Genomic DNA, 14,637 nt, shown 5'->3' on the forward strand with positions numbered 1-14,637 from the left:
TGCCTAACTTATCGCGGAGATCGTACGCCAAGGGGAGGATCCGATGGGGCAGGGGCAGGGGCAGGGGCGCGGGTGGGAGGGCACCGTCCTCAGGCTGCTGCGCGCGAAGGACTTCGTGTGCACCGTGACGGACACGGAGGACGTCACGCCGCTCTACCGGCGCCTGTGCCTCACCGACGGCGGCATGCTCGCGGCGACCGGAGTTCACCCCACGATGTGGATACGGCTGTGGTTCCCGGGCGCGGGCCGGCCGCACCAGCGGGCGTACACCCTGATCGACCCGGATCCCGTGGCCGGCACCTTCGGCCTGGAGTTCGCCCTCCATGACGGGCATGCGGCCGACTGGGCGCGGGCGGCGAGGCCCGGCGACACCATCGAGGCGACGGTCCAGGGCTCCGCCTTCCAGCGGCCCGACCCGGAGCCCTCCCATGTCTTCGCGATCGCCGACCCGGCCTCACTTCCCGCGCTCAACTCCCTTCTCCACGCGCTGGCGGACACCCCCGCGACCATCTGGTTCGAAGGCGATCCCGACGGTCTGCCCGTGCGCACCGACCCGGCCCGGCACGATCTGCGTGCCGTCCCGCGCCAGGATGCGGGCGCCCATCTGGCCGCCGAGGTGAGGTCGGCGCTGCCCGCGCTGCTGACGACGACGCCGGACCCGTACGTGTGGATCGCATGCGACACCGCGACGACCCGGACGCTGAGCGCGTACGTGCGCAAGGAGCTGGGCGTCCCGGGGCGGCGGGTGAGCGCTCTGGGGTACTGGCGCGCAACCTGATCCCGCACGCGGGATCATCGGGGCATGGACGTCTCCCTTCACCTCGCCCAGGACCCCGAGGCCGACGCGCTCCTCGGGCGCAGTCCGCTCGCCGCGCTGATCGGGATGCTGCTGGACCAGCAGATTCCGATGGAGTGGGCCTTCAAGGGGCCGTGGACCATCGCGCAGCGGCTCGGCGCGGACGACCTCGACGCACACGAGATCGCGGCGCACGACCCGGAGGCCTTCGCCGGACTGCTGTCCGAGAAGCCCGCGGTACACCGCTACCCGGGCTCCATGGCCAAGCGCATCCAGCAGTTGAGCCAGTACCTCGTCGAACACTACGACGGGGACGCGGAGGCCATCTGGAAGGACGTCTCCGGCGGACGGGAACTGCTGAAGCGGCTCGAGAACCTGCCCGGGTTCGGCAAGCAGAAGGCGCAGATCTTCCTCGCCCTGCTCGGCAAGCAACTGGACGTGCACCCCACGGGGTGGCGCGAGGCCGCGGGCGCGTACGGCGAGGCGAAGTCGTACCGCTCGGTCGCCGACATCACCGGACCGGAGTCCCTGGCGAAGGTCCGCGCCCACAAACAGGAACTGAAGGCAGCGGCGAAGGCCGCCAAGGCGGGGGGACGGTAGGGGCGAGGCGGACGAGACCGTCGGGCCGGGGGCCGATAGGTCGGGGGCCGGTCCCGACAGGACCGGGAGTCTCCAGGCCTGGGCCGGTAGGAACCGGAGCGCCAGGGGCCGGGCCGGCAGGCCGAGGGGCCGGAGCCCGACAGGCCGAGGGACGGGGGCCTACCGGGAGCTGTCAGGCCTGGGGTCGGTAAGCCAAGGAACCAGAGCCGCCAGGCCAGGCCAACGAGGCCGGAGGCCCGGGAGCCGGGAGCCGCTAGGTCAGGGACCGGGCCGGCAGGACCCGGAGCTGTCAGGCCGGGTCGGCAAGGCGGGGGACCGGGAACCGGTGGAATCGGGGCCGGTTGGCGTCAGTCGGTTGGACCGTCCGGGGTGGCGGGGTGGCCCAGTCCGGTCCAAGCATGGACCATGACCGACGCACCGACCGGCTCCGCCCAGGGGCCCGAGTTCGACGACCGCCGTGTACACGCCATGCGTGACGCGGAGGCACCCAGGCGTTCGGCGGAGGACGTCGAGCCCGTCGAGGGGTTCCTGCACGTCCTGTCGCGCACCGCCTGGCAGGTCGTCCTGGCCACCGGCGTCGCCTCCCTGATCCTGGGAGTCCTGATCCTCGTCTGGCCGGGGCCGTCCCTGCTCGCCGCCGGGATCCTCTTCGGCCTCTACCTCATCATCAGCGGTGTGCTCCAGCTGGCGTCCGCCTTCGGCACCCACGCGGCCACCTCGCTGCGCGTCCTGGCCTTCATCAGCGGCGCCCTGTCGATCCTGCTGGGTCTGTTCTGCCTCCGCGGCCCTCTGGAGTCGATCCTGCTGCTGGCCCTGTGGATCGGTATCGGCTGGCTGATCCGGGGGATCACCCAGACCATGGCCGCGGCCCACGATCCCTCGGTGCCCGCGCGCGGCTGGCAGGTCTTCCTCGGCCTCGTCACCTTCGTCGCCGGGATCGTGCTGATCACCTCGCCGTTCAAGTCGATCGCCGTGCTCACCCTGGTAGCCGGCTGGTGGCTGGTCGTCGTCGGCATCGTCGAGATCTTCACGGCGATCCGGATCCACGGCCGGGCGAAGCAGATCCCTCGTACCGTCTGACCGTCGGACCAGCGTCAACGTCCACGTCCGACAGGTACGCCGAGCGAGCGGTTTAGCGACCGACACGATGAAGGGTGCTCGCGCAGCGGGCACATGACCTCCCGTGAGCCTCACCCCGCACGCCCCGCGCACCGCCGGACGGTGCGCCTGGGTGCGGGTGCTGGTGGTGCTCGTCGCGCTGCTCGCGGCGGGCGCGCACACCGGGGCGGTGGCGGCCCCCTCCGTCACTGCCTCCGTCGGTCAGGCGTGCGACGGGGAGTACGACGTACCCGCCTCGGCTCTCGGAGGCGTGCGTTCTCAGCGCACCGTCGCGTCCTCGCGACCGGGTCCGCGCCCCGGCCCCAGGCCGCACGGCGCCGGCGGCTTCCCTCCCGCCCCCACGCGCCAGGGCCACTCCCCCGCCCTCGGCGCCCTGCGCACCGTGGTCCTGCGCTGCTGACAGATCCGGCTCCCCCGACACGTCAGATCTGCCGGCACTCGCGAAGGACACAGTCATGCTCATCGACCCGTACGCGGTCCTGCACGCGCTGCTCCGTGCCGAAGCCGCACGCAGCACCAAGCCGCGACCCGAACCCGAACAAGAACACGAGGCCGGGGATGAGCCCCGGCCGTCGGCCCCGCCCGAAAGGGACAGCGAGTAGTACACCCGGCGGCCGCCCGCGGAACGGGCGGCCACGCCGGGCTTCCAGGGGTCCGGGCTGACAAGCGGACCGGCTTCCAGCGGAAAGGAACGTCTCCGACGAGCCCTGGCCGTCTCGGGTCCGCCGACCCGATCGGCCGGGGGTACCCCGTCGACCGGGGGCGCATCCGGGTTGTTCGTGGGGGCGCATCTGGGCGTTCCAGGGTGCGCGGAAGCGCTATCGAGTGCGCCCCGCGCGAAGCACTCGGGCGCACTCCGGCTGTGACCCGTCCGCGCCCCACTGCCGTTTTGCCCACGTTTACCGCAGCTTTTCCCGTGCCGTACTCCGTCGCCATGGCTGCGCCCAGAACGTCTTGACCGGTAGGCTTTCCGTGTGATCTTCAAGCGCATCGGAAACGGCCGGCCGTACCCCGACCACGGCCGGGAGAGCACCCGGCAGTGGGCGGACGTCGCGCCGCGCCCGGTCCGCCTCGATCAGCTCGTGACGACCAAGCAGCAGCTGGACCTCGAGACCCTCCTGGCCGAGGACTCGACCTTCTACGGCGACCTCTTCGCACACGTCGTGAAGTGGCAGGGCGACCTCTACCTGGAGGACGGCCTCCACCGCGCGGTCCGTGCCGCGCTGCAGCAGCGTCAGGTCCTGCACGCCCGAGTGCTCGAGCTCGACTGATCCCGGGTACGCCCGCCCCATCCGGAACGCGCTCCACTCTGCCCGGCAGGCCGCTTCATCCTTGCGACCGTTCCGCACTCCTGTGCGCCCTAGCCCGCTCGCGGGCGCCTCTTTGACCCTTTCGGGTTGGAGTGGGCAGCACCCAATGATCATCTAGTAGGCATTGCCGTCCCGGCGCACTACGCTGCGCCTCATGAGCATGCTGACTCCCCCCGGCATGGGCGGCCAGTACCGGATCACGGGGGACAAATACCCGCGCATGCGCCGACCCCGGCGCCGCGGCAGGCTGGTGTTCGCCATCGTCGCCTCCGCGGCCGCCGTCGGGCTGATCGGCTGGGGGAGCCTGCAGCTCATCGACGTCTTCACCGGTCGCGGCGGCAAGTCGTCGGCGTCCGGTGCGAAGGCCGACTGCGCGACGAAGGCGAGCCCGTCGCCCGCGGCGAACGCCAAGGCGCTGCCTCAGCCCGCCCAGATCACTGTCAATGTCCTCAACGCCACGCCACGCAGCGGCCTGGCCAAGGAGACCGCGGACGAGCTGAAGAAGCGCGGCTTCCACATCGGCACCGTGGGCAACGCGACCCAGGAGTTCGACAAGAAGGTCAAGGGCATCGGAGTGCTGCTCGGCCCCAAGGCCGCCCTCGACACCACCCTGCCGGTGCTCGGCACTCAGCTCGCGGGCGTCGACCGCCGCACCGACATCTCCCGCACCGGCGCGTCGGTGGACCTGATCCTGGGCGACAAGTTCAAGTCACTGAGCAGCAAGGCGGACGCGGACAAGGCCTTGGCCGCACTGACCGCCCCCGCTCCGGCGGCCGACAAGAAGGCCGGGAAGAACTGCTGAGCAAGCCGGCGCCGTACACGAACGACTGAACAAGCCGGCGCGGCACTCGAACCGCCGAGGAAACCGGCCCCGTACGCCAACCGCTGAGAGGGCCGGCCCGTACGCGGCCGAAAAGCCGAACGGGGCGCGGTTCCTCTACGGAACGCGCCCCGTGATGCGTGCCGAACCCCGCCTACTCCGCGGCCCCGTAGAGCCGGTCACCCGCGTCGCCCAGTCCCGGCACGATGTAGCCGTGCTCGTTGAGGCGCTCGTCGACCGCTGCCGTCACCACGGTCACCGGCGTACCCGCCAGTTCGCGCTCCATGAGCTCGACACCCTCAGGGGCGGCGAGCAGCACCACGGCCGTCACATCGTCCGCGCCGCGCTTGATCAGCTCCTGGATCGCCGCGACGAGCGTGCCGCCGGTCGCCAGCATCGGGTCCAGGACGTACACCTGGCGCCCTGAGATGTCCTCCGGCATGCGCGACGCGTACGTGGAGGCCTGGAGCGTCTCCTCGTTGCGGATCATGCCCAGGAAGCCCACCTCGGCGGTCGGCAGCAGCCGGACCATGCCGTCGAGCATGCCGAGGCCGGCCCGCAGGATCGGCACGACGAGCGGACGCGGGCGGGCGAGCTTCACACCGGTGGTCGCGGCGACAGGGGTCTCGAGGTCGACCTGCTCGGTGCGCACGTCACGCGTGGCCTCGTAGGCGAGCAGCGTGACGAGCTCGTCGGCGAGCCGACGGAAGGTCGCGGAGTCGGTGCGCCGGTCGCGCAGCGTGGTGAGCTTGTGGGCGACCAGGGGGTGGTCGACGACGTGGAGACGCATGTCCATAACAGTAACCGGGCCTCACGGCCCCGACGCGCCCCCCGTACGCACGCGCACGCCGGCCCGCTCGGCGGACCGTCCGCGCGCGACTCCGTCTGTGGCATCGAACCCCCCATCAGAGGGAAAGTGAGAGGGACACAACTGGGGTGGTGTGTCTATGTCCGACGGGGAGTCCCAAGAGGAGCCCGAAACGCTGAAGACGGATGCCGACCGCATCCGACGCAGGGCCCGGTTCCTGCGTGAACTCGCCGAGGCACGCGAACTGCGCGACCGCGTCCAGCCCCGCCGTGCCAAGGCCGCGCGGCTGCGTCACGCCGTGCGCATGCGCACCTTCCGCTGGTAGCGACTCGGCCGCCTTGGGGGTGGCCGTGCGGCCACAGCGCCCCGGGCCGCGTACGATCCGCAGGTGGCGGCAATGAGTGTGCTGGTGAGTGCACTGCTTTTGATCGGAGCAACCGCGGTCAAAACGGCCAGACACAGGGAGCCGAAGACGTCCCCTGAGCGCCTTGTTTCTGCCACGATTCCGAGTGGGCGGGGCTCGGAGAAGCACTCCCCGCCCACAACCTCCGCCGGGGGGAACCCCAACCGGCACGCCTATGACCAGTGGGAGAGTCACGGTGTACTTCGCCGCACTGCTCGCGCGCACCGAAGACGGGTGGGAAGCGAGCGACACAGAGCTCGACGATGTGGAGACCCTGTCGGACCTGACCGACCTGGCCCGCGACGTCTCCGTCGACGAGGACACGGTGCTCGTACTCATCGAGCAGGAGGACGCGTGGTTCGGCGTCGTCCGCCTGGACGGCGAGGACGACCCTCGTATCTACGTCTCGGACGCCGCGGCCGCGGCCCGCAGTTCGTACGGCGAGATCCTGCTCACCGACGAACTGCTCGGAAGGGAGCCCGGTGACGACGTCGCCGACCTGGACTCCCTCGACCTCGACGGCACCGAGGACGGTGAGCCCGACGACGACGCCGACGACGACGGGCCCACGGCGGACAACGCCGTGCCGCACGGCCCCGTCGGAGACAGCGAGATCCTCGACGACCTCGGTGTCAGCGAGAAGGAACTACGCATCCTGGACGCCGAGGACGCGCTCAGCTCCATCGCCGAAGCCCTGGGCGCCTCGGAGGTCCTGGAGACCGTCCGCTAGGGCCTCTGGGTGACCGAGGACAGGACGCCGGCCCCCGATCCGGTGCGCGACCGGTGGCGGGCCGCGATGCGGCTCGCCCTGGACGAGGCCGGGCGGGCCGCCGAAGGCGGTGACGTCCCGGTCGGCGCCGTCGTGCTGTCCCCGGACGGCGCGGTGCTCGCCACCGGTCACAACGAACGCGAGGCGACGGGCGATCCGTCGGGCCACGCCGAGATCGTCGCGCTGCGCCGGGCGGCGGCGGCGCTCGGCGAGTGGCGGCTGCCCGGCTGCACACTCGTCGTCACGCTGGAACCCTGCACGATGTGCGCGGGCGCGGTGCAGCAGTCCCGGGTGGACCGGCTGGTCTACGGCGCGCGCGACGAGAAGGCCGGCGCGGTCGGGTCGCTCTGGGACCTGGTGCGCGACCGGCGCCTCAACCACCGCCCCGAGGTCATCGACGGCGTGCTCGCGGACGAGTGCGCCAGGATTCTCACAGACTTCTTCCGGAGCCGCTGAGCCCACGCCGAGGACCACCGGAAACGGATTTCAGACCACGGCCCACCTTGGGGTAAGGTCTCCCTCGGTAGCGTGTCCGAGCGGCCGAAGGAGCTCGCCTCGAAAGCGAGTGTGGCGCAAGTCACCGAGGGTTCAAATCCCTCCGCTACCGCAGGTAGACGAGAGGCCCGGTCCGATGGACCGGGCCTCTCGTGATCTTCCGTCTCGGTTTCCGTCTCAGTTGGCCTGCGTTGCAGACGGTTCGACGCCGGCGACGACACCAGTGCCTGCCGTCACATACCCGCTATGCGGGTTCGTCCGCGCAGGGCAGAGCATGATCCGGGCTCGTTCATCGACGTTCGCCCCGGTGCGCCAGCCGTGCTCGCCGGGGATGCGCGAACGGCTCCGGAGGGCCGCGCCCGGGGATGAACGAGACGGAAACCGAGACGGGCTGCGGTCACGTACGGGCTCAACGCCTATGAACTCTGCGCCTTTGTGGTTTCCCAGGATGCGCGCGAAGCCGTGGCCCGCGGCGCAAGTCAAGTCGACACGCACATACCGCCGCGGGTGCCGATCGGACTGTCCTAGGCATCCCTGTCAGGCTGGACAGTTACCCCTTCCTCGTCGGTGAGGCGCTGCTGGCCATGGTGGCCAAGCCGCTGCATACCTGTGGCTGAATTGGGTGATACTTGGCATTTCGCCCTTAACAGGTGAAACTTGAGCACGCCGAGGGAACTGGCCAGAGGAAGTGGATCAAGTGGCGGTCAGGCCGGACGTTGCTGCTCTCTCCGAAGCCCACGAGCGGCTCCTGGCGGACATGCCAGTGGGGTCGCTTGTGCGCGATCCCATTCTGGCCTCCTGGCGAAGGTGCCGGTCCCTGGGTCTCAAGCCGGACCACCACGTGGACCTCCCTTACCAGCAGGACCCGGACGACGCCTACAGTCTCGCCGACGCCGCCCGCCCCGTACTCGAGACCCTGGGGTCCCGCCTCTCGGGTCTAGGGGTGACCGTGCTCCTGAGCGACGAACGCGCCCAGCTGCTCCACCGGCGGGTGGGCGATCCCGTGCTCCACCGGTATCTCGACTCCATCCAGGTCGCTCCGGGGTTCGCCTTCCCTGAGGAGATCATCGGCAATAACGGCGTCGGCACCGTCCTGGCCACGCGGCGACCCGCCTTCGTAACCGGCCGCGAGCACTTCACCGACCAGTTGGGCGGGACCGCCTGTGCGGGCGCGCCCGTGCGCGATCCCCTGAGCGGGCAGATCATCGGGGTGTTCGACCTGACCGGTCTGAGCAGTCACGCCGATTCCTCCATGTTGACCGTGGCCCTCGAGGCGGCCCGCGGCATCGAACAGCGGCTGCTGCAACGCGTCACCTCCCGCGAGCGCGCCCTGCTCCAGGCGTTCCACGAGGCCCGCCGCCGGACGATGGCCAACGAAGGTGTCGGGGCGGGCGTCCCGGCGACCGAGCCGCTCGACCGCCACGATCAGCGGATTCTGGAGGAGAGCGCGGCTGCGCTGATCTCCTCGGGGCGGACCGGTCTCGCCGAGGTACGCCTCCCGCGCGGGCGCACGGCCGTCCTCCTCTGCCGACCGGTCACCAGCTCCTGCGGCGTCACAGGCTTCGCCGTCGAGGCCGCCCTTCCTGCCGGTGTCCTGCGTCGCCTCGCCCCGGCGGCGCCCGAGGCCGCATCGCCGGTCGCCGCGCCCTGCCGCAGGCCCGCTGTCGTGACCACGCCTCAGATGGCGACCCCTGCCCCGGCCGGCCCTCCCGCCGAACCCTCCGCGTGTACCGGCCCATGGCTGCTGGCCGTGGGGGAGCCTGGGATCGGCAGGCTCGCCGTACGGGCCCGGGAGCGTCTGGGGCTGCTCTACGACGCCGGTGCCTGTGTGGGCACCACGCTGGACGTGACCCGGACCGCCGAGGAACTGACCGAGGTGGCCGTCCCCCGGTTCGCCGACTTCGCCGCTGTCGACCTGCCGGTGGCAGTCCTGCTCGGCGAGGAACCGATCCGCGTGGACGGGCCGCTGCGCCGGGCGGCGATCGCCGGTGTCCACGCGGGCTCCTATCTCCGTGCGGCGGGCGATCTGATCACCTACACCGCGTCCACCCCGCAAGCCAGGTCCCTCATGAGCGAAGAGCCGGTCCTGGAGCCGGAGCTGGCCAAGGCCGTGGGCTGGCTCGCCCAGGATCCGGTCCGCGGCGAGAAGATCCTGGGCGCCGGGGTCCACTCACTCATCACTGTGCCCATGCTCGCCCGCGGCACCGTACTCGGCGTGGTCAGCTTCTACCGCTCCCGGCTCCAGGAGCCCTTCGAGGAGGACGACCTGTCGCTGGCCGAGGAACTGGTCGCACGTGCGGCGCTGTGCATCGACAACGCCCGCCGCTTCACCCGCGAGCACGCCGTGGCCCTGGCCCTGCAGCGCAGCCTGCTGCCGCGTGGCCTTCCCACACAGCACGCCGTGGAGGCGGCCCATCGCTACCTGTCCGCGCGATCCGGGGTCGGCGGCGACTGGTTCGACGTCATCCCGCTGTCCGGGGCGCGGGTGGCGCTGGTCGTCGGCGACGTCGTCGGCCACGGTCTGCACGCCGCCGCCACCATGGGCCGGTTGCGCACCGCAGTCCACAACTTCTCCTCCCTCGATCTCGCCGTCGACGAGGTCCTCACCCAGCTGGACGACCTGGTCGGGCAGCTGCACCTCGACCAGGAGGAGGCGGAGACGGGCAGCCACGAGCTCATCGGTGCGAGCTGCCTGTACGCCGTCTACGACCCGACCACCCGGTGCTGCACCCTGGCCCGCGCCGGCCACCCCCCGCCGGCCCTGGTCCTGCCCGACGGCACCGTGGAGTACCTGGAGCTGCCCGCGGGACCCCCGCTCGGCCTGGGCGGCCAGCCCTTCGAGACCGCCGAGGTCGAGGTGCCCGAAGGCAGCCTGCTGGTCCTCTACACGGACGGACTGATCAAGCACGTCGGCAACCGGGATGTCGAGCTCGGGCTCGATCAGCTGCGCAGAGTGCTCGCCCACCGGGGCCGGACCCCGGAGCAGACCTGCCGGGTACTGGACACACTGCTGCCAGCCCACCCCGCCGACGACATCGCCGTGCTCGTGGCCCGCACCAAGGCGCTGGATGCCGGCCAGGTCGCCACCTGGGAGGTGCCCGCCGAGCCCGCCGTCGTCTCCCGGATCCGAGCAGAGGCGATCGCACGACTGACGCAGTGGGGCCTGGAAGAGCTGGCGTTCACCACCGAACTGACCGTCAGCGAGCTGGTCACCAACGCGATCCGCTACGGCGCAGAGCCCGTCACGTTGCGTCTCCTGCGCGACCGCACACTGATCTGCGAGGTGTCCGACGGCAGCAGTACCTCCCCCCACCTGCGCCGGGCCCGCACCACCGACGAAGGCGGTCGCGGGCTGTACATGGTCGCCCAGCTGGTCCAGCGCTGGGGCACCCGGTACGGCGCCCAGGGCAAGGTCATCTGGACCGAGCAGCCCCTCACGCTCCTGTGAAGGCGTCCTTTTCTTGTTTCAGGCGAGCGGCTGTAGGCGCGTAGCCAAGGCGTCGGCGGGGCGTGCGTGACGTGGGAAGCTGGAAGCAGTGAGGTACCACGAGTAAGACGTCGGCCAGGTTCAGCAGGGGGAAGCCACGTGCCGCAGCCCTCGTGAACGAAGGGGCGGCCCCGCTGGGGCTGCCCCTTCGTCGTCTTGCAGCCTGTCCTAGGCAGCGCTCACCGACGCCGACCCGTCCAGGGCGGCAAGGGCCACGTCGTGATGCTCGTGCGGGATGCGTGCGGTGGAATGTCCTCAGGGAACGAATCCGGCCGACCCGCCCCGCGGGTTGTGCAGGACCGGCCTGGCCTTGGGTCTGACGGCACCGTGGTTGTCCTGGTTCACCCGGGCTCCGCGTTCCGCAGGCTGGAAAGGAGCCCGGTATGGACGACGCCCTCTCCACCGGTGTGCTCATTGTCGGTGCCGGGCCGTACGGACTGTCGGCGGCCGCCCTCGCCCGCGAGCGCGGCATGGATACGCAGGTGGTCGGACGGCCGATGGGATTTTGGCATGAGCACATGCCTGAGGGGATGCTGCTGCGCTCCGGGACGGACTGGCACCTGGACGCAGCCGACGTACACACCTTCGAGGCTTACCTGTGCGAACGAGGCCTCAGCCGCGACGAGGCCCTCCCGATCCCCCTCGCCCTGTTCCGTGATTACGCCGAGTGGTTTCGCCGTGTCAAACAGGTGCCCGTCCGGCTCGAACACGTGCTGGACATCGCGCGACGCGAGGGAGGGTTCGATGCGGAACTCACCGGCGGGGGACGCATCCGTGCCCAGGCCGTGGTCGCCGCTCCCGGCGTGGGATATTTCCAGCAGATGCCCTGCTGGGCGGCCGGTGTACCGGAAGCGCGGGCGACGCACAGCGGTGACCTGGTCCGGTTCGACGCCTTGGCGGGCCGGAGCGTCCTGATCGTGGGCGGCCGGCAGAGCGCGTACGAGTGGGCGGCCTTGCTGGCCGAACACGGTGGCGGCCGCGTCGACATCGTCCACCGCCACCCCGTTCCCCGCTTCGAGGCAGTGAGCTGGAAGTTCTTCGACGACTGCGTCGAGGGCACGGTGCAGGTGCCGGGGTGGTGGCGTCGGCTGACGGCCACGGAGCGAAAGGCGATCATCACGCAGTGCTGGGCGGCCGGGCGGGGGACGCTGGAGCCATGGCTGCCCGCCCGGCTGAACCCCGAAGTGGTGCACGTCTGGCCCAATGCAGAAGTCGTCCATGCGCGCGGCGGCGAGGGGGACGACGGGGTGCGGGTGACGTTGTCCGGTGCCGACTCCCTGACGGTCGATCAGGTCATTTTTGCCACCGGATACGCACCTGACCTGGCACGTGTCCCCTACCTCGCCGGCCTCCACGACCGGATCGCAACCCGCGAGGGATTCCCCGTGCTGGACGAGAACTTCCAGACATCCGTTCCCGGTCTCTACCTCACCGGCTTTGCGGCCGCCCAGGATTTCGGCCCGTTCCTGGGTTTCGTCAAAGCCGCCCCGGCCTCGGCCACCATCCTTGTGCGACACCTCCAGGCCCGCTTGGGATGACGCGGGAGCCCGGCCCGTTCAGACGCCGACTGGCGGCGATGACGGCGTGCTGCGCGGGGCGGCGCCTGCACCGCCGGAATCGCGGCAGTGATGACTCGCCCTCCCCTGGTACCACCGTGGGCGGTGGCCGCCCGCTGTTCGCGTTACTCGGGCCACACGGGCGGGCGCTTGCCCAGGAAGGACGCGATCCCCTCGCGGGCCTGGGGGGTCTGTGAGGAGTCGGCCATGACCTCGCGGGCGATCTCGTAGGCGTCTGCCTCAGGGCGGTCCAGTTGCGCGTACAGGGTGCGCTTGCCGAGGGCCTTGCTGGCCGCGCTGCCACGGGTGGCCCGGGCGAGGAGTTCTTCGACCGCCTCGTCCAGCTCGTCGTCCGGTACCGCGCGGTTGATCAGCCCCCACTCCAGTGCGGTGCGGGCGTCGATCACGTCGCCGGTCAGGGCCATCTCCATCAGCCGCTTGCGCCCGATGGACCGGGCCACCGGCACGGCAGGGGTGTGGCAGAACCAGCCCCCCTTGCCGCCGGGCAGCGCGAACCCGGCGGACTCTGCGGCCACGGCCAGGTCGCAGGATGCGACCAGCTGGCACCCGGCGGCCGTGGCCAGCCCCTGCACCCGGGCCACCACCACCTGGGGAACGGACTCGACCAGCCGCATCACGTCGGTACACAGCTGCAGCAGTTCGCGCGTGCCGGGAAGATCCAGGGCCAGCATGTCGGCGAAGTCGTGCCCGGAACTGAACACCGGTCCCTTCGCCGCCAGCACGATCCCGCGCGCGGGGGAGTCGGCCGCGTCCGTCAGGGATTTCTGCAGTTGTTGCAGCATGTCCCAGCTCAGGGCATTCCTGCGCTCGGGGTGATTCAGGGTGACCCAGGTGAAATCACCCCGGGTGGACACGGTCACACGCTCGGAACCAATCACAATCCCAGCGTACGCCCGGGCCACGCCGGGCACCGGTTCTGCCACGACACGTCGACCATCGGCCACAGCCTTGGCCGAAGAGAGCAGGTCACCCAGGGACTGCCTTCGGTCGGGATCAAGCCCAGGGTGCGGTGTCGGTCCGAGGGGGACTGCGGTGTAACGCGTACTCAGCTCACCGACAACGGGTGAGAGTTCCTGGGACCGTTCCTGCCGGTCGGCAGGTTCGGCCCGTACCCTCAGCGGCTGCGTGAGCAGTTCGAGGGGGGATCCGGCGGTGCCGCACCGGCGGCGGGATAGCCTCCCGCATGCCCATTCCATGGAAATCCAGCGCGAACGTCTTCGCGCAGATCTTGAGACAGCACGGGGTCGATCCCGATGCCGTAGGCAACGTCGACGCCGCCTGGGATGCCTTCGTCGAGTTTCTCCAGATCGAGATCGAGGGGATCGAGCAGCCCGAGAACGACGGCGACGGCCTCATCGTCGAATGGGGCAGGTGGAGTTGGAACGACGACCAGCCTTCGTTGTCCTTCGGGCGCCTGCTTGCGGTCAACGACGCCGACGACCGTGATGGCCCCGACTGGCAGCCGGAGTACTGGAAAGTGGATCTGCAACTCATCTTCGCCGAGGGGCCGGCATGGGCAGATGTCGACAGCCTCGGGCACCAAGACACCGGGTTCGACCACGACGAGATCGGCGCGCCAAGGATCGCCGCGCTGAGAGAAGTGCGCCGGTTCATCGAGTCCTACCCCCAGCTGGCGGCCATGTGGCGAGCCGAGCCCATGCGCAGCGGCCTGACCTTTGAGCAAGTGGGGTAGCCGCCGCGCCCGGTACAGCACGGAAGTACAGCAACTGCAGCAACCGACATCGCCCAGGAGGGTCCTTCAGCGCCTTCAAAGCGACCGCTGTGGCCCGCCACTGACCCCTCCACATGGAGCTACGGATCTGAAGGCACCCGTGCCCCATCCGTGCCCGATAAGGCGGGGAACCGCCCGTGCCGCTGCAACCCGGACGGTCGAAATGCCGGTGCTCGACGGAGTCGCGGCCACGGCGGCCCTACGGGAGAAGGTGCCGGGCAGCGCCGTACTGGTGCTGACCACCTATATGGACGACAACTCCGTCTTCCCGGCGCTGCGGGCGGGCGGGGCTATCTGACCAAGGACGCGGACGACGAGGAGGTCGAGACGGCGATCCGGCGTGTGCACGGCGGACGTACATGGCTCGACCCCGTGGTTCAGGCCCGACTGGTCGCCACCCTCCAGCCCGGCGGAACCGCGCCGGCGGCGACGCCCGACGCACAGGGCTCCACGCGGCGGGGAGCGGACGCACTGCCGGGCGGTCTGACCCCGCGTGAGGCCGAGGTGCTCACCCTCATCGCCCAGGGCCTGTCCAACGCGCAGATCTGCGCCGGGCTCGTGGTGAGCCAGGCCACGGTGAAGGCGCACATCAACCGGATCTTCGCGAAGGTCGGCGCGACCGACCGCGCCCAGGCCGTGGGCTACGCCTACCCGGACAACCTGGCTGACGGCGGCTGATCGGGACGTTCGGCCGCCACGAGCCCGTGGAGCTCCGGCAGCG

At 70.6% G+C, this 14,637-nt stretch carries 17 protein-coding genes and 1 tRNA gene; 16 read left to right on the forward strand and 2 right to left on the reverse strand.

Annotation, left to right across the window (positions count from 1 at the left end; all coding sequences use genetic code 11):
• Window positions 1–43 precede the first annotated feature (43 nt).
• From ABZ904_RS12720 to ABZ904_RS12750, 7 genes are all read left to right on the forward strand, one after another.
• On the forward strand, window positions 44–778 hold the full coding sequence (locus ABZ904_RS12720) for a siderophore-interacting protein (protein ID WP_359410875.1): 735 nt from the start codon (window positions 44–46) through the stop codon (window positions 776–778).
• A 24-nt stretch (window positions 779–802) separates the two neighbouring features.
• Complete coding sequence (locus ABZ904_RS12725; protein WP_359410873.1) at window positions 803–1,396, forward strand: HhH-GPD-type base excision DNA repair protein; 594 nt, start codon at window positions 803–805, stop codon at window positions 1,394–1,396.
• Between the two features lie 405 nt (window positions 1,397–1,801).
• Window positions 1,802–2,476 (forward strand): HdeD family acid-resistance protein, encoded by a 675-nt coding sequence (locus ABZ904_RS12730; protein WP_361822908.1) that lies wholly within the window; start codon window positions 1,802–1,804, stop codon window positions 2,474–2,476.
• 103 nt (window positions 2,477–2,579) lie between these two features.
• The gene (locus ABZ904_RS12735; protein WP_361822911.1) at window positions 2,580–2,915 is read left to right on the forward strand and encodes a hypothetical protein; all 336 of its coding nucleotides are present in this window, start codon (window positions 2,580–2,582) and stop codon (window positions 2,913–2,915) included.
• 55 nt (window positions 2,916–2,970) lie between these two features.
• Window positions 2,971–3,117, forward strand: coding sequence for a hypothetical protein (locus ABZ904_RS12740; protein ID WP_359410867.1), 147 nt, complete (start codon window positions 2,971–2,973; stop codon window positions 3,115–3,117).
• A 372-nt stretch (window positions 3,118–3,489) separates the two neighbouring features.
• Window positions 3,490–3,786 carry a type II toxin-antitoxin system VapB family antitoxin gene (locus ABZ904_RS12745; protein WP_004943146.1) on the forward strand — a complete coding sequence of 99 codons (297 nt, stop codon included), beginning with the start codon at window positions 3,490–3,492 and terminating at the stop codon, window positions 3,784–3,786.
• Window positions 3,787–3,979: 193 nt separating this feature from the next.
• Window positions 3,980–4,627 (forward strand): LytR C-terminal domain-containing protein, encoded by a 648-nt coding sequence (locus tag ABZ904_RS12750; RefSeq protein ID WP_359404855.1) that lies wholly within the window; start codon window positions 3,980–3,982, stop codon window positions 4,625–4,627.
• A 172-nt stretch (window positions 4,628–4,799) separates the two neighbouring features.
• On the opposite strand, the gene upp is transcribed toward ABZ904_RS12750, so the two are convergent.
• Window positions 4,800–5,435 carry a uracil phosphoribosyltransferase gene (upp, locus tag ABZ904_RS12755; RefSeq protein ID WP_359404853.1) on the reverse strand — a complete coding sequence of 212 codons (636 nt, stop codon included), beginning with the start codon at window positions 5,433–5,435 and terminating at the stop codon, window positions 4,800–4,802.
• Window positions 5,436–5,592: 157 nt separating this feature from the next.
• Between upp and ABZ904_RS12760 the strand changes: the two genes are divergently transcribed.
• The 6 genes from ABZ904_RS12760 (at window position 5,593) to ABZ904_RS12785 (ending at window position 12,145) form a co-directional block, all read left to right on the forward strand.
• Complete coding sequence (locus ABZ904_RS12760; RefSeq protein ID WP_361822915.1) at window positions 5,593–5,778, forward strand: hypothetical protein; 186 nt, start codon at window positions 5,593–5,595, stop codon at window positions 5,776–5,778.
• A gap of 274 nt (window positions 5,779–6,052) precedes the next feature.
• Complete coding sequence (locus ABZ904_RS12765; protein ID WP_360991268.1) at window positions 6,053–6,586, forward strand: hypothetical protein; 534 nt, start codon at window positions 6,053–6,055, stop codon at window positions 6,584–6,586.
• Window positions 6,587–6,652: 66 nt separating this feature from the next.
• Window positions 6,653–7,081, forward strand: a complete 429-nt coding sequence (tadA, locus tag ABZ904_RS12770; RefSeq protein WP_359404861.1) for a tRNA adenosine(34) deaminase TadA — start codon at window positions 6,653–6,655, stop codon at window positions 7,079–7,081.
• 66 nt (window positions 7,082–7,147) lie between these two features.
• Window positions 7,148–7,232: transfer RNA gene (locus ABZ904_RS12775), tRNA-Ser, on the forward strand.
• 729 nt (window positions 7,233–7,961) lie between these two features.
• On the forward strand, window positions 7,962–10,568 hold the full coding sequence (locus ABZ904_RS12780; protein WP_361822918.1) for a SpoIIE family protein phosphatase: 2,607 nt from the start codon (window positions 7,962–7,964) through the stop codon (window positions 10,566–10,568).
• A gap of 422 nt (window positions 10,569–10,990) precedes the next feature.
• A complete protein-coding gene (locus ABZ904_RS12785; RefSeq protein ID WP_361822921.1) occupies window positions 10,991–12,145 on the forward strand; it encodes an NAD(P)-binding domain-containing protein in 1,155 nt (384 codons plus the stop codon).
• A 143-nt stretch (window positions 12,146–12,288) separates the two neighbouring features.
• Here the strand turns inward: ABZ904_RS12785 and ABZ904_RS12790 are convergent, their stop codons facing one another.
• Window positions 12,289–13,062 carry an enoyl-CoA hydratase-related protein gene (locus ABZ904_RS12790; protein WP_359404841.1) on the reverse strand — a complete coding sequence of 258 codons (774 nt, stop codon included), beginning with the start codon at window positions 13,060–13,062 and terminating at the stop codon, window positions 12,289–12,291.
• Between the two features lie 305 nt (window positions 13,063–13,367).
• Between ABZ904_RS12790 and ABZ904_RS12795 the strand changes: the two genes are divergently transcribed.
• The 3 genes from ABZ904_RS12795 to ABZ904_RS12805 all read left to right on the forward strand — a co-directional run bounded on the left by ABZ904_RS12795 (window position 13,368) and on the right by ABZ904_RS12805 (window position 14,594).
• Entirely contained in the window at window positions 13,368–13,877 is a 510-nt protein-coding gene (locus ABZ904_RS12795; protein ID WP_360990743.1) for a hypothetical protein, read from the forward strand.
• Between the two features lie 202 nt (window positions 13,878–14,079).
• A complete protein-coding gene (locus tag ABZ904_RS12800; protein WP_360990746.1) occupies window positions 14,080–14,214 on the forward strand; it encodes a hypothetical protein in 135 nt (44 codons plus the stop codon).
• A gap of 74 nt (window positions 14,215–14,288) precedes the next feature.
• Window positions 14,289–14,594, forward strand: a complete 306-nt coding sequence (locus ABZ904_RS12805; RefSeq protein WP_361822926.1) for a helix-turn-helix transcriptional regulator — start codon at window positions 14,289–14,291, stop codon at window positions 14,592–14,594.
• The last annotated feature ends 43 nt before the right edge of the window (window positions 14,595–14,637 follow it).

The organism is Streptomyces sp. NPDC046900, from assembly GCF_040644975.1.
Classification (GTDB): domain Bacteria; phylum Actinomycetota; class Actinomycetes; order Streptomycetales; family Streptomycetaceae; genus Streptomyces.